This is a genomic window from Bacillus tequilensis KCTC 13622 (genome assembly GCF_000507145.1).
Lineage (GTDB): Bacteria > Bacillota > Bacilli > Bacillales > Bacillaceae > Bacillus > Bacillus tequilensis.
Genome location: NZ_AYTO01000036.1, coordinates 24,978 through 47,081, shown reverse-complemented (window position 1 = coordinate 47,081; position 22,104 = coordinate 24,978). Strand labels below are relative to the sequence as shown.

The 22,104-nt window shown below is 46.5% G+C and carries 20 protein-coding genes; 11 read left to right on the top strand and 9 right to left on the bottom strand.

Annotated features, from left to right (window positions below; genetic code table 11):
• Positions 1-1,341, bottom strand: coding sequence for an amino acid permease (locus V756_RS0115855; protein ID WP_024715518.1), 1,341 nt, complete (start codon positions 1,339-1,341; stop codon positions 1-3).
• 129 nt (positions 1,342-1,470) lie between these two features.
• Here V756_RS0115855 and V756_RS0115850 point away from each other — a divergent pair, with 129 nt between their 5' ends.
• Together V756_RS0115850 and nadE are read left to right on the top strand one after the other, a co-directional pair.
• Positions 1,471-2,067: a DUF1989 domain-containing protein gene (locus V756_RS0115850; RefSeq protein ID WP_024715517.1), complete on the top strand. Its 597-nt coding sequence runs from the start codon at positions 1,471-1,473 to the stop codon at positions 2,065-2,067.
• Positions 2,068-2,199: 132 nt separating this feature from the next.
• On the top strand, positions 2,200-3,018 hold the full coding sequence (gene nadE, locus V756_RS0115845) for an NAD(+) synthase (protein WP_024715516.1): 819 nt from the start codon (positions 2,200-2,202) through the stop codon (positions 3,016-3,018).
• Between the two features lie 49 nt (positions 3,019-3,067).
• On the opposite strand, the gene tmrB is transcribed toward nadE, so the two are convergent.
• On the bottom strand, positions 3,068-3,661 hold the full coding sequence (tmrB, locus tag V756_RS0115840; protein ID WP_024715515.1) for a tunicamycin resistance ATP-binding TmrB: 594 nt from the start codon (positions 3,659-3,661) through the stop codon (positions 3,068-3,070).
• A gap of 277 nt (positions 3,662-3,938) precedes the next feature.
• Here tmrB and V756_RS0115835 point away from each other — a divergent pair, with 277 nt between their 5' ends.
• A complete protein-coding gene (locus V756_RS0115835) occupies positions 3,939-4,499 on the top strand; it encodes a shikimate kinase (RefSeq protein WP_024715514.1) in 561 nt (186 codons plus the stop codon).
• A gap of 27 nt (positions 4,500-4,526) precedes the next feature.
• On the opposite strand, the gene V756_RS0115830 is transcribed toward V756_RS0115835, so the two are convergent.
• Positions 4,527-5,288: a class I SAM-dependent methyltransferase gene (locus V756_RS0115830; RefSeq protein WP_024715513.1), complete on the bottom strand. Its 762-nt coding sequence runs from the start codon at positions 5,286-5,288 to the stop codon at positions 4,527-4,529.
• Between the two features lie 116 nt (positions 5,289-5,404).
• Between V756_RS0115830 and V756_RS0115825 the strand changes: the two genes are divergently transcribed.
• From V756_RS0115825 to putR, 7 genes are all read left to right on the top strand, one after another.
• Positions 5,405-6,379, top strand: a complete 975-nt coding sequence (locus V756_RS0115825; protein WP_024715512.1) for a LysR family transcriptional regulator — start codon at positions 5,405-5,407, stop codon at positions 6,377-6,379.
• Positions 6,380-6,450: 71 nt separating this feature from the next.
• Entirely contained in the window at positions 6,451-7,407 is a 957-nt protein-coding gene (gene cah, locus V756_RS0115820) for a cephalosporin C deacetylase (protein ID WP_024715511.1), read from the top strand.
• Between the two features lie 83 nt (positions 7,408-7,490).
• Positions 7,491-8,273: a nucleotidyltransferase domain-containing protein gene (locus V756_RS0115815; protein WP_024715510.1), complete on the top strand. Its 783-nt coding sequence runs from the start codon at positions 7,491-7,493 to the stop codon at positions 8,271-8,273.
• Positions 8,274-8,462: 189 nt separating this feature from the next.
• Positions 8,463-9,374, top strand: a complete 912-nt coding sequence (gene putB / locus V756_RS0115810; protein ID WP_081719900.1) for a proline dehydrogenase PutB — start codon at positions 8,463-8,465, stop codon at positions 9,372-9,374.
• A gap of 16 nt (positions 9,375-9,390) precedes the next feature.
• On the top strand, positions 9,391-10,938 hold the full coding sequence (gene pruA / locus V756_RS0115805; protein WP_024715508.1) for an L-glutamate gamma-semialdehyde dehydrogenase: 1,548 nt from the start codon (positions 9,391-9,393) through the stop codon (positions 10,936-10,938).
• A 93-nt stretch (positions 10,939-11,031) separates the two neighbouring features.
• Positions 11,032-12,486 carry a sodium/proline symporter PutP gene (gene putP, locus V756_RS0115800; protein ID WP_081719892.1) on the top strand — a complete coding sequence of 485 codons (1,455 nt, stop codon included), beginning with the start codon at positions 11,032-11,034 and terminating at the stop codon, positions 12,484-12,486.
• 152 nt (positions 12,487-12,638) lie between these two features.
• A complete protein-coding gene (gene putR / locus V756_RS0115795; protein WP_024715506.1) occupies positions 12,639-13,874 on the top strand; it encodes a proline utilization transcriptional regulator PutR in 1,236 nt (411 codons plus the stop codon).
• A 26-nt stretch (positions 13,875-13,900) separates the two neighbouring features.
• On the opposite strand, the gene V756_RS0115790 is transcribed toward putR, so the two are convergent.
• The 3 genes from V756_RS0115790 to V756_RS0115780 all read right to left on the bottom strand — a co-directional run bounded on the left by V756_RS0115790 (position 13,901) and on the right by V756_RS0115780 (position 16,595).
• Positions 13,901-14,758, bottom strand: a complete 858-nt coding sequence (locus tag V756_RS0115790) for a TIGR03943 family putative permease subunit (RefSeq protein WP_024715505.1) — start codon at positions 14,756-14,758, stop codon at positions 13,901-13,903.
• A 4-nt stretch (positions 14,759-14,762) separates the two neighbouring features.
• On the bottom strand, positions 14,763-15,647 hold the full coding sequence (locus tag V756_RS0115785; RefSeq protein WP_081719899.1) for a permease: 885 nt from the start codon (positions 15,645-15,647) through the stop codon (positions 14,763-14,765).
• Between the two features lie 96 nt (positions 15,648-15,743).
• A complete protein-coding gene (locus tag V756_RS0115780) occupies positions 15,744-16,595 on the bottom strand; it encodes an alpha/beta fold hydrolase (protein ID WP_024715503.1) in 852 nt (283 codons plus the stop codon).
• Between the two features lie 161 nt (positions 16,596-16,756).
• Here V756_RS0115780 and ffoR point away from each other — a divergent pair, with 161 nt between their 5' ends.
• Entirely contained in the window at positions 16,757-17,767 is a 1,011-nt protein-coding gene (ffoR, locus tag V756_RS0115775; RefSeq protein ID WP_024715502.1) for a ferredoxin--NADP(+) reductase, read from the top strand.
• Positions 17,768-17,796: 29 nt separating this feature from the next.
• Here ffoR and cobA read toward each other — a convergent pair whose 3' ends face one another.
• Genes cobA through nasD form a run of 3 tightly spaced genes read right to left on the bottom strand, consistent with a single transcriptional unit; the run spans position 17,797 to position 22,078 of the window.
• Positions 17,797-19,248 (bottom strand): uroporphyrinogen-III C-methyltransferase, encoded by a 1,452-nt coding sequence (cobA, locus tag V756_RS0115770; protein WP_081719891.1) that lies wholly within the window; start codon positions 19,246-19,248, stop codon positions 17,797-17,799.
• Positions 19,249-19,308: 60 nt separating this feature from the next.
• On the bottom strand, positions 19,309-19,629 hold the full coding sequence (nirD, locus tag V756_RS0115765) for a nitrite reductase small subunit NirD (RefSeq protein ID WP_024715500.1): 321 nt from the start codon (positions 19,627-19,629) through the stop codon (positions 19,309-19,311).
• A gap of 31 nt (positions 19,630-19,660) precedes the next feature.
• Entirely contained in the window at positions 19,661-22,078 is a 2,418-nt protein-coding gene (nasD, locus tag V756_RS0115760; protein ID WP_024715499.1) for an NADPH-nitrite reductase, read from the bottom strand.
• Positions 22,079-22,104 lie beyond the last annotated feature (26 nt).

Below are 22,104 nucleotides of genomic sequence, written 5' to 3'. Positions count from 1 at the left end.
TCACGAGCTGGCAGGGCGGTCTTTATGTCCCTGTTTTTTTTGATAGATCATGGTCACGACGGCAATGATCGCGAGAAAGCCTATGCTCACAAAAAATCCGGGCCGGCTTGATTTTTCAAACAATGTACCGGACACAGCCGCAGCAATCAGAATCACCGCCAAATAAATTTGCGTTTTCCCCATGCCCTCAGGTTCGGTCAGCTTTTTGCTGGAGAACAGGATAAACAGCCAAGTGTATAAAAGCATAAGCCCGGCTGCTGTCGTCATGTGCTCATAAATGTTTTTCGGCAGCACTAAAGACAGAATAATCGATAAAACAAGCCCCGCAAACGTCAGCCCCAGCGCCGGCCAGCATATTTTTTTGCCTTCCTTTAAGGTAAAGCATTTCGGCGCGTCGCCGTCATCTGCCATCGTACAAAGCAATGTCGTAACCGCGAAAAGCGAAGCGACAAGCGTCGAGAACCCGGCGATAATGAAAATCCCGTTAAAAATATCGAGGATGATCTCAAGGTGATGCCCTTTTAACGACGTAATGAACGGGCTGTCCTCTTCTGTAAACGTGCGTAACGGAACCAAAAGCAAAGCCAGCCCGATTGATATAATGTAAATAATAGCCAGTGTTGCCAGCATCAGCTTCCCTGATTTTGACGCTTCCTCTGGTTTTTTTAAGTGAACCGCCATCAGCCCCATGACTTCAATTCCGCCAAATGCGTAAAACGCGTAGATTAAGCCTGTCCACAGTCCCATAGCGCCGTATGGAAAAAATTCACTTGTCTTGTTTGGAACCTGTACATCAGGCTTTCCGCCGGACAGGATGCCGCATAATGCCAGGATGGCAATGACAATAAACATAAAAATAGCGGCTGTTTTGATGACGGCCAGCACGTTTTCAGTCTTCTCAAATACAGACAGCCCGGTGAAAATAATGAGAAGCCCGAGTACGGCGTAGATTGAAGCAAACACCCATAACGGAACTTGAGGAAACCAATGCTTTGTAAATAGTGAAATGGCTGTCAATTGGCTTCCGGTAATCAGCATTTCTGAGGACCAGTACACCCAGCCGTTGCTGAAGCCAGCCCATTTGCCAAACGCTTTTCGCGCATACGCACAAAACGAGCCTTTTTCAGGCTGTTTCGCCGACAGCTTGGCAAGCTGTTCAAAGACAAAATAAGTACCGATCCCTGCGATAAGAAATGAAAGGAGAACGGAAAAACCGCTTTTGACAATTGCGATGCTGGACCCGAGAAAAAATCCTGTTCCGATTGTGCAGCCGACTCCGATCAGAGACAGCTGCCACCAAGCCAGATTCCCTTTTTGCTGGTCTTTTTTAGTTTGACCCATAATCATTTCAACCCCTTTTATCTAAGATTAGATTGCGACCTGCCCGAAGCTTATATGCATCGGATTTTTGCCTCTTTTTACATGGAGAAGGCGGCGAACGCCCATACTAATGAAAAAAGGAGTAAAGCTATGGCACAGCAATATATCGTAGAGCCGAAGAAAGGGCTTGGACTGAAGCTGAAAAAGGGGCAGATTTTGAAGGTGGTTGACGTTGAAGGGCAGCAGGTGGCTGATTTTGTCGCGTACCATGCCAAGGATTTTTACGAGCATCTTGATCAGGGAGCGACAATTGATGCCAATCATTCCATAAACGTAAAGGTGAATGACCATATCTATTCTAATCTGTACAAACCGATGCTGACGCTGATCGAGGATACGGTCGGCAAGCATGATCTGCTGCTTCCTGCTTGCCGCCCTGATATGAACAGGCTGTTATACGGCAAGCAAAAGGATGAATTCCAGGATACGTGCTATGACAATATGAACCGTGCGCTTGAACAGTTTGGCGTGCCAAAGCCCCACATGCATTACCCATTTGCGATTTTTATGAACACGGTTCTTGATGAAAAAGGGAACCTGTCTGTGGAAACGCCGCTCTCGAATGCCGGGGACTATGTAAGGCTGCGGGCGGAAATGGATTTGATCGTCGCGTTTTCTTCCTGCCCGATTGAAAAAGGAAAGTGCAATGGCGAAAGTGTCACGTCTATACGGGTGGAAGTCAGCTGATCTCTCTTGTTCACTGTGAATGAAGACCTGTGCTATATTTAATAGGGATACATCATTGTCATGATTCATTTTCATCAATTTCGGGAAATGATCAAATAAGAAACAGCGAATTGTACAGGAGGAATGATTGGGATGAGCATGCAGGAAAAGATTATGCGTGAATTACATGTGAAGCCCTCAATTGATTCAAAGCAAGAAATTGAGGACCGAATCAATTTTTTAAAACAATATGTAAAGAAAACCGGTGCTAAAGGCTTTGTATTGGGAATCAGCGGCGGACAGGATTCCACACTTGCGGGAAGACTGGCTCAGCTTGCGGCTGAGCGCATTCGCGAAGAGGGCGGAGACGCTCAATTTATCGCGGTACGCCTTCCGCACGGCACACAGCAGGACGAAGACGATGCCCAGCTTGCATTGAAGTTCATTAAACCGGATAAATCATGGAAGTTTGACATTAAGTCGACAGTCAGCGCGTTTTCTGATCAGTATCAGCAGGAGACGGGCGATCAGCTGACTGACTTTAATAAAGGAAACGTAAAAGCAAGAACGCGAATGATCGCTCAATACGCGATCGGCGGACAAGAAGGCCTTCTTGTCATTGGCACTGACCACGCAGCTGAGGCTGTCACCGGTTTCTTTACGAAGTACGGTGATGGAGGAGCGGATCTCCTGCCGCTGACTGGATTGACGAAGCGCCAGGGAAGAAGCCTGCTGAAAGAGCTGGGCGCACCGGAACGTTTATACTTAAAAGAGCCAACTGCCGATCTGCTCGACGAAAAGCCGCAGCAGACGGATGAAACAGAGCTGGGCATTTCCTACGAGGAAATTGATGATTATCTCGAAGGGAAAGAAGTGTCAGCGAAAGTGTCAGAAGCACTGGAAAAACGCTATAGCGTAACTGAGCATAAACGTCAGGTTCCGGCATCTATGTTTGATGACTGGTGGAAATAAAATGAAGAAAGCCCGCTCTCGGAGCGGGCTTTTGTCGTGTACAGAAGCTTTATTTTATGCGGATATGATTCAGCTTTACCATTAATCTGTCGGTGAACCTTCGGAGGCTGCCTCTCATATCAGGATCTAATGGGAGTTCGGCTCTCGCGGCAATGTTCTCTGCCACATCCTGAATCGACAGGTGGTCTGTTTGAATGTGGTCCTCAAAAATGGGTGATGATAATCCTTCAACACAGCGGTCGATTTGTTTGGCGGCCCATGAGTTTTTTCCTTCTGCTCTGGTGCGCAGCCTTTTTAACAAGGTTTCCTTTGAAGCCATTAGTGTAAAGTGGTGAACGATCCTGCCTTCCTGTCTGAGCCTGCCGATGATCTCATTGAAGTATTCAGGATGTACAATCGTCATAGGCACAATAATGATGCCGCGGTATGTATCTGTCAGAGAAGCTAGCAAACTGTAATTGAACGCCCGCCATAAAGGATAGCTTTGAAAATCGTCCTTTGCGATCTCCTGCGGCACCATGGAGCGTAGCGCAAAACCCATTTTCTCGGGATCATACACGTAAGATGGGTTCAGCCTTCTGTGCAGTTCGAAGGCTGTTTGTGTTTTTCCGGAACCGAATGCCCCGTTTATCCAAATGATCATCGCCATTTCTCCCTTCCTATTCATCATACAGAAAAAGACCCTTCAATCGAAGAGTCAGCTGGAAAAATAATAAAGGCGGAAGGGTTTATTGCTTTTTTGCGTCGAAGTATTAAAATACCTGCAGAAATGTTGTACAATGAATGTCATTCAGGCAAAAATGGCTAAACAACAAAGCGCACTATAAGCTTGACCGGTAAAGCCGGTATCTATATAAATATTCGCTAAATAAGCATATAATGAATATAAAATTTCATTCCTTAGGAGGATTTCGCCGAAGATGAACGCTAAACGAGCCATCCCAGTAAGAGAAAGAAATATCGTCCTGATCGGATTCATGGGTGTGGGGAAAACGACAATCGGCCAATTGGTCGCTAAGAAATTATATAGAGATTTTATTGATGTTGATCAAGAGATCGAAAAAGATTTCAACATGACAATTCCTGAGATGTTTGAGGAAAAGGGAGAAGACTTTTTCCGGAAAACGGAGAAGGAATATATCTTGGACATCTGCCATCATAAACGATTCAAGATCGTGTCTCTGGGCGGCGGGTCTTTTAAACAAGAGGAAATCAGAACGTGCTGTCTGGAAAACTGTCTCGTATTGCATTTGGATCTGTCTTGGGAGAACTGGAAGCAGCGCGCGAATCTATTGATCGAGAGCCGCCCGGTGCTGCATAACCGTTCAATGGATGAAATGGAACAGCTGTTTAATGAAAGAAAAGTCATTTACGACAAACACAATTCAAAAGTGGCGACAGACAACCTTTCCCCGGAAGAGGTCGCCGATTACATTGTAGAGACATTAAAAATCGGCTGGGATCTTTATCAGCCCATGTAAAAAGCCGTGCGGTGCGCACGGCTTTTTTTATCGTTTTATGCCTTGTATCAAAATCGCTTTTAAGCAAAAGGAGTCGGGATGTCCGTTTTGGGTGAATTTGACGCAGAACGTATCACGTGCTTTTTCTGATGCTTGATGTAAAAGGCTGATAATCTGTTTTTCCCGATCGGCCGGGGTTCCGCCCCGTTTGATCCAGCTTTCGTATTGGATCGGCAAATTCCACTTTTGGATGTCCTGATAGTCCAGCTGGTTGGCGGCGAACATCGCCTGCCATTCTGATAATGAGCTTTCCCGGACATGGGAGGGGTCCCGGAGCCGGTTCAGGTGATTGACAAACTCATCAAGAGCGGGGGCTTCTGGCGCGTAATGATCGACCAAGAGGAAACGGCCGTTCTTTTTCAGCACGCGTGCCACTTCGCTGACGGATTTACGGACATCTGAAAAATGGTGGGCAGCGTATCGGCAGGTGATGATATCAAATGAATCGTCGGGGAAGGGGAGAGACTCTGCTGTTCCTTGCTGGAAGCGTACGTTCCCAGCTCCTTTTTCTTGCGCAAAGGAGGACGCAACCTCTACCATCTCTTTCGTCGCATCAATGCCTGCGCATTCCAGTACATATGGGGAAAATGCCAGTGCAGTATGACCGGCGCCCGCTCCGATATCCAGCACCCGATGTTCTGACCGGCAATCCGCTGTTTTGATCATTAACCCCAAATCTTCTTCCTCGGCAAAAACTTTCTTATCCCGATACATTTCGGCGTTTTTAGAAAACGGTGTTTCGTTTGTCATCTGGACCAGCTCCTTCTTTTGCAAATGATGATATGGATTATGTTAGCAATTTCTGTTATGATTCGTCCAAGATATAAAAATGATAAAAACGATAGGTTCAACCTATGGAGGCTGAAATGGATATTAAAGTGATGGGGTACGCAGCGGAAATTGCCCGGCGCCAAAGTTTTACAAAGGCGGCAGAGCATCTTCATATCGCTCAGCCGTCTCTTAGTCAGCAAATCAAAAAGCTTGAGGCTGAGCTGGGGCTTCCTCTTTTTCACAGATCTCACGGCTCTGTTACGCTGACACCCCACGGCCGGCGGTTCATTGAAAAAGCCGAGGACATCATTCGTTCCAGAGATGACTTGCTCAGGGAGATGCAGGAGCGGTCGCAGGGGATCGGGCACAAGCTTTCCATTGGGATTCCTGCTGTAACGGGGAGGTACCTCTTTCCGCCGCTGCTGAAACAGTTTTTGGCGCGCTATCCTCATGTGGAGGTTCAGCTTGTTGAAAAAGATCCGGTTTCTTTAGAGGAAATGACGGCAAAGGGAGAGGTTGACCTTTCTGTTTTATCCTTGCCAATCGAGGATGAGCGGCTCGCCATTACACCTTTGCTCACGGAACCGATTGTCCTTGCAGTGCCAAAGGAAAAACAAAGGTGGATGCCGCCGGAAATGGCCGCGCTGATAGAGAAAGCGCTGGAGGGCGAGGAGGGCCGGCGGCCGTGCGTGCCGCTTGATATGGTAAGGAACGTACCATTTATTTTGTTAAAAGAAGGATTCGGTTTTCGGCGGACGGTGCTTGATCTCTGTGCGGAAAGCGGCTTTAAGCCGAATGCAGCCTTTAAGACGAGCCATATTGAAACCGCCCAATCTCTTGTGGCCAATGGTTTAGGTGTGACAATGGCGCCGAATATGGTCAAAAGGGATAAAGATCCGGCTGTGATCTATTTATCGATTCAATCCGCGCCATCACGAACCCTCGTCTTTGTATTTCTAAAGAACCGCTATATCAGTTTGACAGCTCAGTCCTTTATTGAACTAAGCCGGGAAAGTCTTAAACAAACGTTTGATGAAGGCAGTGTGGAAAATGAAAGTGAAAATATTTAGAAAATAGGTTCGGAACGTGGTAATATAAGAATACAAATAAAATCTTATAAAACAAAGGGGAATAATCGGAAATGCAACTATTCGATCTGCCGCTCGACCAACTGCAAACGTATAAGCCTGAAAAAACAACTCCGAATGATTTTTCTGAGTTTTGGAAATCGTCTTTGGACGAACTTGCGAAAATCCAAGCATCACCTGATTTACAGCCGGTTGATTATCCTGCTGATGGAGTCAAGGTGTACCGCCTCACTTATAAAAGCTTCGGGAAGGCCCGCATTGCCGGATGGTACGCTGTGCCTGACAAGGAAGGCCCGCATCCGGCGATCGTGAAATATCACGGTTACAACGCAAGCTATGACGGTGAGATTCATGAAATGGTGAATTGGGCGCTTCACGGATATGCCGCATTCGGAATGCTTGTCCGCGGCCAGCAGAGCAGCGAGGATACGAGTATTTCTCCGCACGGCCACGCGTTGGGCTGGATGACAAAAGGCATTCTTGATAAAGATACATACTATTACCGGGGCGTTTATTTGGATGCCGTCCGCGCGCTTGAAGTGATCAGCAGCTTTGACGAAGTCGACAAAACACGAATCGGTGTGACAGGCGGAAGCCAAGGCGGGGGCTTAACCATTGCAGCGGCGGCTCTGTCAAACATTCCGAAAGCCGCGGCTGCCGATTATCCTTATTTAAGCAATTTTGAGCGGGCCATTGATGTGGCGCTTGAACAGCCGTACCTTGAAATCAATTCCTTCTTCAGAAGAAATGGCAGCCCGGAAACAGAAGCGCAGGCGATGAAGACACTTTCATATTTCGATATTATGAATCTCGCGGACCGTGTGAAAGTGCCTGTTCTGATGTCGATCGGTCTGATTGACAAGGTCACGCCGCCGTCCACCGTGTTTGCCGCCTACAACCATTTAGAGACAGAGAAAGAGCTGAAGGTGTACCGATACTTTGGGCATGAGTATATTCCTGCCTTCCAAACGGAAAAACTCGCTTTCTTTAAGCAGCATCTTAAAGGCTGATAAACGTGAAAAGCCGCCGTGCTTCATCAGGCGGTTTTTTTCTGCAAATTGCCGGAATGAGAACAGACTGGAGACGAATAGATATGAAACAAAGAATCATTGATGAATTAAAACGGATTGAGCAGTCATACGGAGTCAAAATCGTATATGCCGTTGAGTCAGGAAGCCGCGCATGGGGATTCCCATCGCAGGATAGTGATTACGATGTCCGCTTTATTTATGTGCCGAAAAAGGAGTGGTATTTTTCGATTGAGCAGGAGCGGGATGTGATAGAAGAACCGATTCACGATTTGCTGGATATCAGCGGCTGGGAGCTGAGAAAGACGCTGCGCCTCTTTAAAAAGTCCAACCCGCCGCTTCTTGAATGGCTGTCCTCTGACATTGTGTATTACGAAGCATTTACGACCGCAGAGCGGTTAAGAAAACTGCGGACGGAAGCATTTAAGCCTGAAGCAAGCGTCTATCACTATATCAACATGGCGAGAAGGAACGTCAAGGATTACCTTCAAGGGCAAGAGGTCAAAATCAAAAAGTATTTCTACGTGCTCCGGCCTATTTTGGCCTGCAAATGGATTGAAAAGCACGGAACCATTCCGCCTATGGACTTTACGGTTTTAATGAATGAACATGTGACTGATCCTGAACTGAAGGCAGAAATGGAAACCTTGCTTGAACGGAAAAGAAGAGGCGAAGAGCTTGATCTCGAAGCAAGAATTCAAGTCATTCACCAATTCATTGAAACGGAAATCGACAGAATCATGGAAGCGGCAAAAACGCTGAAAGCAGAACAAAAGGATATGACACCTGAATTGAATCGTTTGCTTTTGAATACGGTTGAAGAAGTGTGGAAGGATGGAGGAAGCTGATGTTTTTTGTCGCTTCCTTTTCTTCTTTATTCGACAGAATGTCCCCCGACTTTCTAACTATCTGATTGTGGCAAACCCACAAAAATTATCAGAATCTTTGTATTTTGAGAATATTGTGAACGATGGTTTTGTCCATTTACAATAAACTCATACAAATACTTCTTAGATTGCGGGGTGTTGAGGTTGGAAGTGATCACAAGAGATTTTTTCTTATTTTTATCCAAAAGCGGCTTTCTCAATAAAATGGCGAAGAACTGGGGAAGCCGGGTAGCAGCGGGTAAAATTATCGGCGGGAATGATTTTAACAGTTCAATCCCGACCATTCGACAGCTTAACAGCCAAGGCTTGTCAGTTACTGTCGATCATTTAGGCGAGTTTGTGAACAGCGCCGAGGTTGCGCGTGAGCGTACGGAAGAGTGCATTCAAACCATTGCAACCATTGCGGATCAGCAGCTGAACTCACATGTTTCTTTAAAAATGACGTCTCTGGGTCTGGATATTGATATGGATCTGGTGTATGAAAATATGACGAAAATCCTTCAGACGGCTGAGAAGCATAACATCATGGTCACCATTGATATGGAAGATGAAGTCAGATGCCAGAAAACGCTCGATATTTTCAAAGATTTCAGAAAAAAATACGAGCATGTGAGCACAGTGCTGCAAGCCTATCTGTACCGGACGGAAAAAGACATTGACGATTTGGATTCTTTAAATCCTTTCCTTCGCCTTGTAAAAGGAGCTTATAAAGAATCAGAAAAAGTAGCTTTCCCGGAGAAAAGCGATGTCGATGACAATTACAAAAAAATCATCAGAAAGCAGCTCTTAAACGGTCATTACACAGCGATTGCCACACATGACGACAAAATGATCGACTATACAAAACAGCTTGCCAAGGAACATGGCATTGCCAATGACAAGTTTGAATTTCAGATGCTGTACGGCATGCGGTCGCAAACCCAGCTCAGCCTCGTAAAAGAAGGTTATAACATGAGAGTCTACCTGCCATACGGCGAAGATTGGTACGGCTACTTTATGAGACGCCTTGCAGAACGTCCGTCAAACATTGCATTTGCTTTCAAAGGAATGACAAAGAAGTAAAAAAGGAGAGATTATCATGACAACACCTTACAAACACGAGCCATTCACAAATTTCCAAGATCAAAACAACGTAGAAGCGTTTAAAAAAGCGCTTGCGACAGTAAGCGAATATTTAGGAAAAGACTACCCGCTTGTCATTAACGGCGAGAGAGTGGAAACAGAAGCGAAAATCGTTTCAATCAACCCGGCTGATAAAGAAGAGGTCGTCGGCAGAGTGTCAAAAGCTTCTCAAGAGCACGCTGAGCAAGCGATTGAAGCGGCTGCGAACGCATTCGAAGAGTGGAGATACACGTCTCCTGAAGAAAGAGCGGCTGTCCTGTTCCGCGCTGCTGCCAAAGTCCGCAAAAGAAAACATGAATTCTCCGCTTTGCTTGTAAAAGAAGCAGGAAAGCCATGGAACGAGGCGGATGCTGATACGGCTGAAGCGATCGATTTTATGGAGTACTATGCCCGCCAAATGATCGAACTGGCAAAAGGCAAACCGGTCAACAGCCGTGAAGGCGAGAAAAACCAATATGTGTACACGCCGACTGGTGTAACAGTCGTCATTCCTCCGTGGAACTTCTTGTTCGCGATCATGGCGGGAACAACAGTGGCGCCGATCGTTACTGGAAACACAGTCGTTCTGAAACCTGCGAGCGCTACACCTGTGATCGCTGCGAAATTTGTTGAGGTGCTTGAAGAATCCGGTCTGCCGAAAGGTGTCGTCAACTTTGTTCCCGGCAGCGGAGCGGAAGTCGGCGATTACCTTGTTGACCACCCGAAAACAAGCCTGATCACATTTACGGGGTCAAGAGAAGTTGGTACGAGAATTTTCGAACGCGCAGCGAAAGTTCAGCCGGGCCAGCAGCACTTAAAGCGTGTCATCGCTGAGATGGGCGGTAAAGATACGGTTGTTGTCGATGAGGACGCGGACATTGAATTGGCGGCTCAATCCATCTTTACATCAGCATTCGGCTTTGCGGGACAAAAATGCTCTGCAGGTTCACGTGCAGTTGTCCATGAAAAAGTGTATGATCAAGTATTAGAGCGTGTCATTGAAATTACGGAATCAAAAGTAACAGCAAAACCTGACAGCGCAGATGTTTATATGGGACCTGTCATTGACCAAGGTTCTTATGATAAAATTATGAGCTATATTGAAATCGGAAAACAGGAAGGCCGTTTAGTAAGCGGCGGTACTGGTGACGATTCGAAAGGATACTTCATCAAACCGACGATTTTCGCTGACCTTGATCCGAAAGCAAGACTCATGCAGGAAGAAATTTTCGGACCTGTGGTGGCATTTTCTAAAGTGTCAAACTTTGATGAAGCTTTAGAAGTGGCAAACAATACTGAATATGGTCTGACAGGCGCGGTGATCACAAACAACCGCAAGCACATTGAGCGTGCGAAACAGGAATTCCATGTCGGAAACCTGTACTTCAACCGCAATTGTACAGGCGCTATCGTCGGCTACCATCCGTTTGGCGGCTTCAAAATGTCCGGAACAGATTCAAAAGCGGGCGGACCGGATTACTTGGCGCTGCACATGCAGGCAAAAACAATTAGTGAAATGTTCTAAAGCGGGACTAAATGGGCATCCTCCCTGCGGAGGGTGTCCATTTCATCCATAAAACGATAAAAAAGAGGAGGAAGTGCCATAGAAAACACACAGCTGATTATTTCGATTTGTATTTATATGGCGGGGATGCTGCTGATCGGCTACTTTGCTTACAAGCGTACATCGAATCTGACGGATTACATGCTGGGAGGACGTTCCTTAGGTCCGGCTGTAACCGCTCTCAGTGCGGGTGCCGCCGATATGAGCGGCTGGCTGCTGATGGGGCTTCCGGGCGCGATGTTTTCAACGGGTCTGAGCGGCGCTTGGATCGTCATCGGACTTTGCCTTGGAGCGTGGGCAAACTGGCTCTACGTTGCGCCGCGGCTGAGAACCTATACTGAAAAAGCGGGGAATTCCATTACAATTCCCGGATTCCTTGAAAATCGCTTCGGAGATCAAACGAAGCTTCTCAGGCTGTTTTCGGGGATTGTCATTTTAGTCTTCTTCACATTTTATGTATCGTCCGGAATGGTATCCGGCGGTGTTTTATTCAACAGTATTTTGGGGATGGATTATCACACCGGCCTGTGGATTGTGACAGGTGTTGTTGTGGCATATACCCTGTTTGGCGGCTTTTTGGCTGTCAGCTGGACAGATTTTGTTCAGGGGATTATTATGTTTGCCGCACTCATTCTTGTGCCTATTGTTACGTTTTTTCACACGGGAGGGACAAGTGATACAGTTGCCGAAATCCGCTCTGTTGATCCAGATATGTTTAATATTTTTAAAGGAACGAGCGTCCTTGGCATTATTTCTTTGTTTGCCTGGGGGTTGGGCTACTTTGGCCAGCCGCATATCATTGTGCGTTTTATGGCGATCACGTCTGTCAAAGAGATCAAAAAAGCGCGCAGAATCGGAATGGGCTGGATGGTTTTGTCGGCAGTCGGCGCCGTGCTGACCGGTTTGGGCGGAATCGCTTATTACCATCAGCGAGGCATGACACTGAAGGACCCTGAGACGATTTTTATTCAATTAGGAAATATTTTGTTCCACCCGATTATTACCGGTTTTCTGATTTCGGCTATTTTGGCCGCGATTATGAGTACAATTTCTTCCCAGCTGCTTGTGACATCAAGCTCTCTGGTAGAAGATTTGTATAAGTCGATGTTCAGACGTTCGGCTTCTGATAAAGAGCTGGTGTTTTTAGGCCGTTTGGCTGTTCTGGCTGTTTCAATCATCGCGTTGGTGCTGGCTTGGGAGAAAAACAATACGATCCTTGGATTGGTCAGCTACGCGTGGGCGGGCTTCGGCGCATCATTCGGGCCGGTTGTACTGCTCAGTCTGTTTTGGAAACGAATGACCAAATGGGGGGCACTCGCCGGCATGATTGTGGGAGCAGCAACTGTAATCATTTGGGCGAATGCCGGTCTTTCGGACTTTCTGTATGAAATGATACCTGGGTTTGCTGCGAGTCTATTATCTGTTTTTGTCGTCAGCGTATTGACGCAGGCTCCGTCACAAGCTGTCACAGATCAGTTCAACGACTACCAAGATACAATGTCACAATAAAGATTGAAAGGAGGAGGAAGGGGGCTGTCCCTTTTCCTCTTTTCTCCTTTTAAGCGGGTGTTTTTGTCTTTTGGAAACAAACGTATTTTTTTCTATACAAATAGACCCCGTATGGATATGATTAAAGTAAAAAAAGTATAGGAGAAAAAGGTATGGAAGAGCTTTTAGAGAGAGTTTTTTCATTTTCAGATGTTGATAAGCTGATTGATTTTATCAGCTATGAACTGCAAAAACCAGTAATACTGGAAAGCGCGGATTTCTTTTTGTTAGCCTATAATTCTTACTATATTAACCATTTTGATTCTGCCAATCAGCAGACTATTTTTTCAAAAAAATGTCCGGTCCAGATTTTTGAGAGGTTTTTGAAGGACGGGATCATTGAAAAACTGAAAACAGAACCTGAGCCTTTTCGCGTCAATAAAATTGAAAGCATTGGGCTAAACCAGAGGGTGGTCGTGAGTGCGAAGCACAAAGGGGAAGTCATGGGCTACATCTGGATTCAGGAGCTGGACCAAAATCTGACGAAAGAAGAGCTCGACTTTTTGTATGAAACGTCCTTCCACGTCGGGAAAATCATTTATAAAACGAACAAGCTGAAACAGGAAAAGGAAGAAAAAGCGGAAGACCTCATCAAACGGGCGATCTATCAGCAATTCATTTCTGAAAAGGAACTCAGACGGGAAGCTGAAAGAATCAACACCGTGCTGCCTTCCATGTTTTCAGTTGTCATCCTGCACGCCGCGAATGGGGATGGGGAAGCGGTGGAGGATTTAAAGGAAAATATCAGGTCGTACCTGAATTTACGGGATAAAGTCAGTCATGTCTTAACGATCGAATCCAATATTGTCATCGTCGTAGCGAGTTTTTCCCAAAAAAGCTCCGTCTCCTCGGCAGCTTCTGAATTTATTAACAAGCTGCTAACACATTTTCACTTTCAAAAAATACCTACACCTATTTATATCGGTATCGGAAACGAATATGATCACCTTTTAAAGCTTGGCAAAAGCTACACAGAAGCACTAGAAGTCATCAAAGCCGCAGAAATCACCGGCAATCAGGAAAACATTCCATATGAATATGCCAAACTCGGCATTTACCGCTATTTAGAAAGCATTGAACAGAAAAATGAACTTTTAGAATACGAAAATAAGGATTTGGCTTTATTAAAAGCGAAAGACGAAGAAAGCAGCACCGAGCTTTTGAAAACGCTGGAAATCTATCTCCTCAACAACTGCAAAACGAAACCAGCCGCGGAACAGCTGTTTATTCACCAGAATACATTGAATTACCGCATCAAACAGATTACTGAAATGACATCGATCGATTTAAGCGATTTCAGAACGCGATGTCAGCTCTATCTTGATTTGATGCTGATGAAAAAGAAATAAAAAAGAAACCAGTACTTGTACTGGTTTCAAAATCCTCTGTAAACGTACGGATCATCAGGCTTTTTAATGGTTTTCCAGTCAGTTACTTTCACAACAGGGAGCGTTGATTTGAAAGGCTGATAATATTCTGAGGCCAGAGTGCCCTTAATCTGAATCCATTCATCGTCCTTGATGTTCATGTCCTTCGGAAACTCCACAAGCATCCCGTACACGCCGGAATCAGCGATACAGTGAATGATGCCAAACCTTAATACGAACATCTGATTTTTGTTAATTGTGTTTCCTTTGTAAGCAAATCCATGGAATTCTATCGTCCGTCCGAGAAATTCACCCGGATAGTTATAAATGGTTTCCATTCCTTTTAGGAAATCATCATCGGTCAGAGAAATCTCTTTCCTGCCGGAATACTTGTTAAACAGCTGTTTCATCTGTTTATCATAGCTGTCTTGCGCGTAATAAAGGCTAGCATCAGGCCGCAAATACTGTGTCTGGGAATAATGATCGCCGCTCTCCATCGCCTTAAACGAGAACCCTTTTGTTTTGACAATGGACGAGTCGAGCGTCGCAATCGGGAAGAAGATTCCCGACACTAAAGGAAAAAGAAACACAACATAAATCAAATAGCGCTGATAAAATGGCTTATTTTGCTCATGGTCATGCTCGTGATCATGGCCGCACCCGCAATCATGATCGTGATGATGCCCGCCTTTTTCAGGCGACTTGATAAATACATACGCTTGAACGGCTGTCAGAATGGCCAGCAAGAAGATCGCAATAAAGGAAAGATAGGCGTATTTCATATTGATATATTTTGTTAGATTTCCTGAGGCATGCAGATGATAAAAGAAAAACGTAAACCCCATCAGCACCAATAAACGAAACATCCAATCACCCCTTTACCAGTAGTGATCCCGCTAAGACGAGCACGACAATGTACGTAATCAGCAGGAAAACAAATCGTTTTTTGAAGGCCGCAAGCATCATCAATAGATTCTTAATATCCACCATCGCGCCAAAGACGAGAAAAGCGATTAAAGATCCTAATGAAAATGTGCTGCTGAAGGAAGACGCGATGAACGCATCGACTTCTGAACAAAGCGACAAGACAAACGCCAGACCCATCATCACGAGGGAAGAGGATACATCATTCTGCCCGATCGCAAGCAGAGTGGATGTTTTGACATACGTCTGCATCGCGGCTGCGATAAAGGCGCCGATGATTAAATATTTCCCCACGGAGAAAAATTCATCAATGGCATGGCGCAAGGTTCCGCCCAGCTTTTGAAGCAGGGTGTGATGATGATGGTGGTGATGCCCGGGTTCATCAGGCTTTAACAGCTGATTATCCTTAAATTGATAGGATAGGATGATCCCAATGATCACCGAAACGGCGAGCGCCAGTCCGCCCCTGTAAAAGACTGCGCTCCATCTGTTCCCGAACGCAATAAAAGTAGAAAATAAGACGATAGGGTTAATGATAGGCGCAGTCAGCATGAAAGCAACGCCCGCATGGAGAGGAACCCCCTTTAACAGAAGCCGCCTCGTAATCGGGATGATGCCGCATTCGCAGGCGGGAAACAAAATCCCGGCCAGCGCACCGAATAAAACGGCGAGAAAGCGGTTTTTCGGCATGATTCTCGCAATCATTTCTTCAGAAACGAACATTTGTATGATTCCGGAAAGTATGACGCCAATCAGAATAAACGGAATGGCTTCTATTAAAATGCTGATAAAAATAGAATTCAGCTGAAGAAAAGATGATTGTGCTGTCACAATAAAACCCCCGCTCATGTTAAGCTGCCTCTCATGTTACCAGAAAAAAGACACCGCTTGTTTGACGGAGGAGGAGAAAGGATTGTTTCACTTTGTTTAGGATTCCAAAAATTCGAGTAGGATTCTATCTGTTTCAGCCGCTTCTTTTCCGAGCCAAATCAGGTGCCCCCATGAGTGAAGCATACAGAGGGAGGCGTCAGGAATGTGTTCCTTTGCATGATGTGCATGTGACAAGTTGACCAATCCATCATAAACGCTCTGCATAATCAATACAGGACATGAGATAGCCTGCAGCTCGTCTGAAAAGGCCGCAGTTTGCGACAAATCAATTAGAAATCCTTCACGTGACCGCTGCCGGCTGTTCATTTTTCGAAATGCTTCTATGTCTTTTTCATCCATCAGTGATTTGATTCGCTGAAACGAAAGTGTGCTGAATTGCGGGCTCAAGGCTTGAAACATCAGACGCGGGAAGGCGTTATTCAAAACAGAAATCAGCTTCCATATCCATTTTTCCACAGGCGGTCCAAAGAGGATTCGTCCGGTTTTGTATTCCGGGTCTTTGGGAGTGAGCCATTCCTTAGTGACCGCGGATTGCAGGGTCAAAGTGTTAGCCCTTTCCGGATAATGAGAGGCAAAGCATATGCCGCTCGGTCCTCCTGCGGAGATGGCAATCACATGGACCTTGTCAATTTGTAAATGATCTATCAGCTTCGCATAGAAACGGCAGGCGTTGGCAAGGCTTTTTCCAATCTCTTTTGACGTTCGTCCGTATCCGGGTCTTGAAGGCGTGATGATGGAATACCCTTGCTCAATCAGCGCCGTGTACCCGAATTCCTCGTAACAATTTGAATGGCCGCCATGCATGACAAGAATGGGGGCTCCTTTGCCTGTAACAGAATATTCTAGTGTATGTCCTTCGAAAGTGATCGTTTTGACTTGTCTTTTCATCCTGTTTCTCCCATTTGTTTTCTGCCTATTATAGAGTTTTCAACAATTGATCACAAGGAGAGGAATTGAATAAACAAAGGCACGTGAAATATGATATACTTTTTGTTGATATTCATTCTCAATTAAAATGTTGATATAGATGTGTACGGGAGGCAGGACGGATGGCTGAAAATCACGAGATATATGACGTTACGATTATAGGCGGGGGGCCGATCGGGCTGTTTACGGCTTTTTACTGCGGGATGCGGGAGCTGAAAACGAAAGTAATCGAATTTTTGCCGCGGCTCGGAGGGAAGGTGTCTTTATTTTTTCCTGAGAAAATCATTCGCGATATCGGCGGAATTCCGGGAATTGCGGGAAAGCAGCTGATCGAGCAGTTAAAGGAGCAGGCGGCGACGTTTGATCCTGACATCGTGCTGAATCAGCGAGTGGCCGGATTTGAACGCTTGAGTGACGGCACTATTGTGCTGACAGGTTCTAAAGGAGAAAAGCATTATACAAGAACCGTGATTTTGGCTTGCGGTATGGGAACGCTTGAGGTCAATGAGTTTGACAGTGAGGATGCAACCCGGTACGCGGGCAAGAATCTTCATTATGGAGTGGAAAAGCTTGATGCGTTTAAAGGCAAGCGGGTCGTCATATCAGGCGGCGGAGATACTGCGGTCGATTGGGCCAATGAGCTGGAGCCGATTGCGGCGTCTGTGACTGTTGTTCATCGGCGTGAGGAATTCGGCGGAATGGAAAGCAGCGTGACGAAAATGAAGCGTTCAGCAGTGCGGGTGCTCACTCCTTATCGCTTAGAGCAGCTGCGCGGTGATGAGGAACGCATCCAAAGCGTGACTGTTTGCCATACCGTGTCTGGTCAAAGAGAAGATATAGAGGTTGACGAGCTGATCATTAATCATGGGTTTAAAATTGATCTCGGGCCGATGAAGGAGTGGGGGCTGGAGATTGAAGAAGGCAGGGTGAAAGCGGACAGACATATGCGGACGAATCTTCCGGGCGTGTTTGTGGCGGGGGACGCGGCTTTTTATGAAAGCAAGCTGAGATTGATTGCCGGCGGCTTTACGGAAGGCCCGACAGCGGTCAACAGCGCGAAGGCGTATGTAGATCCTAAGGCCGAGAATATGGCGATGTATTCAACCCATCACAAAAAATTAGTGTATAAATAAAACAGCCCTTAAGGAAAGGGCTGCCCAAATCAGCTGTGAACGAGCTTTTTTTCCGCCTGTTGATTCTGAATGAAAGCAAACAATTCATCCAGCTCTTGGACCGCTGTGAATCCATAGGCGCCGGCAGCTGTGTCATCGCCTATGCAGACGATAGGAGGGCGGTTCGCTGACGGTTCCGGCAAAATGCCAATTTGTTCGCCTGTGCTGATCAATTGCTGAACAGACGGTTTACTTGGGCAAATGATCATGTACAGCGGAGATTCACTGATGGTTCGCTGAATCATGTGGGTGAACCGGTCATCAATGACGTTTTCATGGGTCATATAAAACGAACAGGACTTATGCTTCTGCGTGTCTTTCACGGAATGGCGGCTCCCGACAACCAGCGTTTTTTCTGAAACAGGCTGAGGGGCGGAGACGAGAAAACCTCGTTTTTCAAGCTCCGTTTCCGCATGTTCAGATGCCGCGCTCAGTCGGGCTGTCAGCTGGCGGATATCGACTTTCTTGGAAACCAGCGCTTGGAAAAATTCACAAACCGCACGGCGCGAGGTGAACAAAATGTCTTCAAATGTGCCGATCTTTCGAAGGATCTCTTCATTGACAGGCATGCGCTCAGTCCGCCACTTCGGCCATTCGATGACATCGGCACCGGATGCACGCAGCTTGTCTGCAAGCGGATATTCATCTTCGCTATGAGTGACAACCATCAAGTGCTGGCCGATGAGTGGTTTGCTTTCAAACCAGCTGTGTGTCTGAAAGTTGACGATATCTCCGATGACGATAATCGCAGGGTTTGTAATCTGGTGTTCCTGTACTTTTTGCTGAATGTTTTCAAGTGTGCCTTTCACACTCCGCTGGCGGCCCCATGTACCCCATTGGACCACAATGACAGGGACGGAAGGCGATTTTCCGTACGTGATGAGCTGCTGGCAAATATAGGACAAATTCTTGACGCCCATGTAAAAGACAAGGGTTTGAACGCCTCCCGCAAGCCCTTCCCAATCAAGGTTCGGCGTGCCTTTTAATGATTTATCATGCGCCGTAATCATCGCAAAAGACGACGCGAAATCCCGATGTGTGACGGGGATTCCCGCATATAGCGGCGCTGCAATTCCAGAGGTGATGCCCGGCACCATTTCATAGCGGATGCCGTGCTCATGCAGAGCTTCTGCTTCCTCGCCGACTCTTCCGAAAACGCTCGGATCTCCGCCTTTTAAACGGACGACGGTTAATCCCTGTGCTGCTTTTTCAACCAGCAGGGCGTTAATGTCTCTTTGTTTCATAAAATGGCGGTCTGGCAGTTTTCCGCAATAAATAAACCGGCAATCCGGTGATGCAAATTCGAGCAGCTTCGGGTTGGCGAGACGGTCATATAAAACCACATCTGCTTCCTCCAGCGCCTGTTTTCCTTTGATGGTGAGCAGCCCTGGATCGCCGGGACCTGCTCCCACGAAATATACGATTCCGTTCTTCATGATCATGTCATCCTTCCGTCACTGTAAAAAATGAAGGATCACTTGAAAAGTGATCCGGTCTTTTGATCAATATACGAGGTAAACATGTTCTCCTTCGATCAGCGTTTCGTATGTTTTAACGCATCCGTGATCAGGTTCTTGGACGATTCCGTCTTTTAAGGAGATTTTCCAGTCGTGCATCGGGCAGAAAACATATTCGCCGCTGACGATACCCTCAGCCAGAACGCCGCCCTTATGCGGACAGCGGTTTTCGATGGCGCGGACGCTTCCGTTTGAAAGCTTGAAAACCGCGAGCTCCTTATTTTCAATATACACTGTTTTACCTAATTGTTCAGGCAAATCTTCAATTTTTCCGATCCATACTTTAGTTACGTCTTTGTTCACCATGTCCGTTCCTCCTCAATGTTTGTTTTTGCCATTATGATGTGGTCACGACATTTTCAAATAATTCTTTAGAGGTTTGCTTATCTTCCAAAAAGCTCTTCCATGGATCCTTGTGGACAGAGAGTGTTTCATTCATTCGATCGTTCAGCTCCTGCCGCTTTTCCGGATCGTTTAATACGGATTGGACATGGGATAAACCGACGCGCTCAAGCCATGCGGATGTACGTTCCAAATAGTTTGCGGTTTCCCGGTAATATTGCAGATAAGCGCCTGCGTATTCTAACACTTCTTCATTTGTTTTCACCTTCATCAGCAAGTCACCGGCGCGCAAATGGGTTCCGCCGTTTCCGCCGACATAGAGCTCCCAGCCTCCGTCGATGCCGACAACGCCGAGGTCTTTAATGCCGGATTCCGCACAGTTCCGCGGGCAGGCAGACACGGCCATTTTGACTTTGTGAGGAGTGTTCAGCCCTTCGAATTTTTTCTCAAGCTCAATGCCAAGTGCCATGGAGTCTTGCGTGCCGAAGCGGCAGAATTGCTCGCCTACACACGTTTTTACTGTCCGGAGCGTCTTTCCGTACGCGTATCCTGACGGCATATCAAGATCTTCCCAAACCTTCGGAAGGTCTTCTTTTTTCACGCCGATGAGATCAATTCGCTGGCCGCCTGTCATTTTCACGAGCGGGATTTCGTATTTGTCGACGACATCGGCAATTTTGCGCAAATCTGTGGAGTTGGTTACGCCGCCGTACATCCGGGGAACGACTGAGTATGTTCCGTCTTTTTGAATATTGGCGTGCATTCGTTCATTAACAAAGCGGGATGTCCGTTCATCCTCGTATTTGGTTGGATTGATCATGCCTAAGTAGTAGTTCAGAGCCGGACGGCATTTGGAACAGCCTTCTGGCGTTTTCCAGCCGAGTACGTTCATGATTTCTCTTGTATGTGACAGCCCTTTGGCTTTGATTTCTTCTACGACTTCATCTCTCGACAATGTGGTGCAGCCGCAAATCACTTCTTTTTGCGCTGACGCATTAAAGTCCGATCCGAGCGTATACTGGAGGATTTCTTCTACGAGCGGCTTACAGCCCCCGCATGAACGGGATGCGCCGGTGCATGCTTTAATCTCGTCCGTTGACGAGCAGCCCTTTTCCTGAATGGCTTGAATAATGTCGCCTTTTGACACGCCGTTGCAGCCGCAGATGATTTCATCGTCGCTCATCGCTGCGGTAATGCTTGTGCCTGCTTCTTGGTTGAGCGGCTGTAGGATTGATACTTTTGAGGTTTCAGAGATATCGGCTTCTTTTTGAATCATTGAAAACAGGCGGTTGCCCTCGCTGCTGTCGCCGAATAAAACAGCGCCGACAATTTTGTTGTCTCTCAGGACAATTTTTTTATAGATGCCGTCCTGCTCATCGAATACTTTAATCGCTTTTTTGTCCTCTGATTCATCAAAGTCCCCGGCAGAGAAAACCTCGACGCCCGATACCTTTAACTGAGTGGAGAGAACGGAGCCTTCATACGGTTTTGTTTCAATGCCGCACATATGCTTCGCCAGCACTTTTGCCTGTTCATAGAGCGGTGCCACGAGCCCGTATGCAATTCCCCGGTGTTCTGCGCATTCGCCGACCGCATAAATGTGCGGGATTTCAGTTTGCATATAGTCGTTGACAATGATTCCGCGGTTGACCGGAATGCCGCTTTCTATGCCAAGCTGCGTATTCGGGCGGATGCCGACAGCCATGACGACTAAATCAGCTTCAATGCTTGTGCCGTCTTTGAAACGGAGGCCTTTAACACGGTCATCACCGACAATTTCTTCGGTTTGCTTTTCAAGTAAAAAGGTCATCCCTTGTTTTTCTAACTCGTTTTGCAGCAGGCGCCCTGCGGTTGGATCAAGCTGGCGTTCCATCAGGTATGGGGCGAGGTGAATGACAGACACATCCATGCCGAGATTCAGCAGTCCGCGAGCGGCTTCCAAACCGAGGAGCCCTCCGCCGATGACGGCTGCTTTTTTATATTGTTTTGACGCGGCGAGCATCGTGTCTGTATCTTTTATATCCCGGAAAGCCGTGACGCCTTTTTTGTCTGCGCCCGGAATCGGAAGGATAAAAGGGACAGAGCCTGTCGCCAGGATCAATTCATCGTATGGCTGGATTCTGTCTGCGTCTGTAATGACCGTTTTGTTTTCTGCGTCCACTTTGATGACTGTTTCATTTGTATACAATTGAATATTGTTTTCCTCGTACCAGTCCCAATCGTTTAACGTAATATCTTTAATATCTGTATCGCCTTGAAGTACTTTTGATAAAAGGATTCGGTTGTAATTGGGATGCGGTTCGGCACCAAAAATTGTGATCTGAAACTCGTCTTTTGCAACACTCAGTATCTCTTCAATGGCCCTTACTCCGGCCATTCCATTTCCAACAAGAACTAGCTGTTTTTTTCCCATCAGATGATCCGCTCCTTATCAATGTT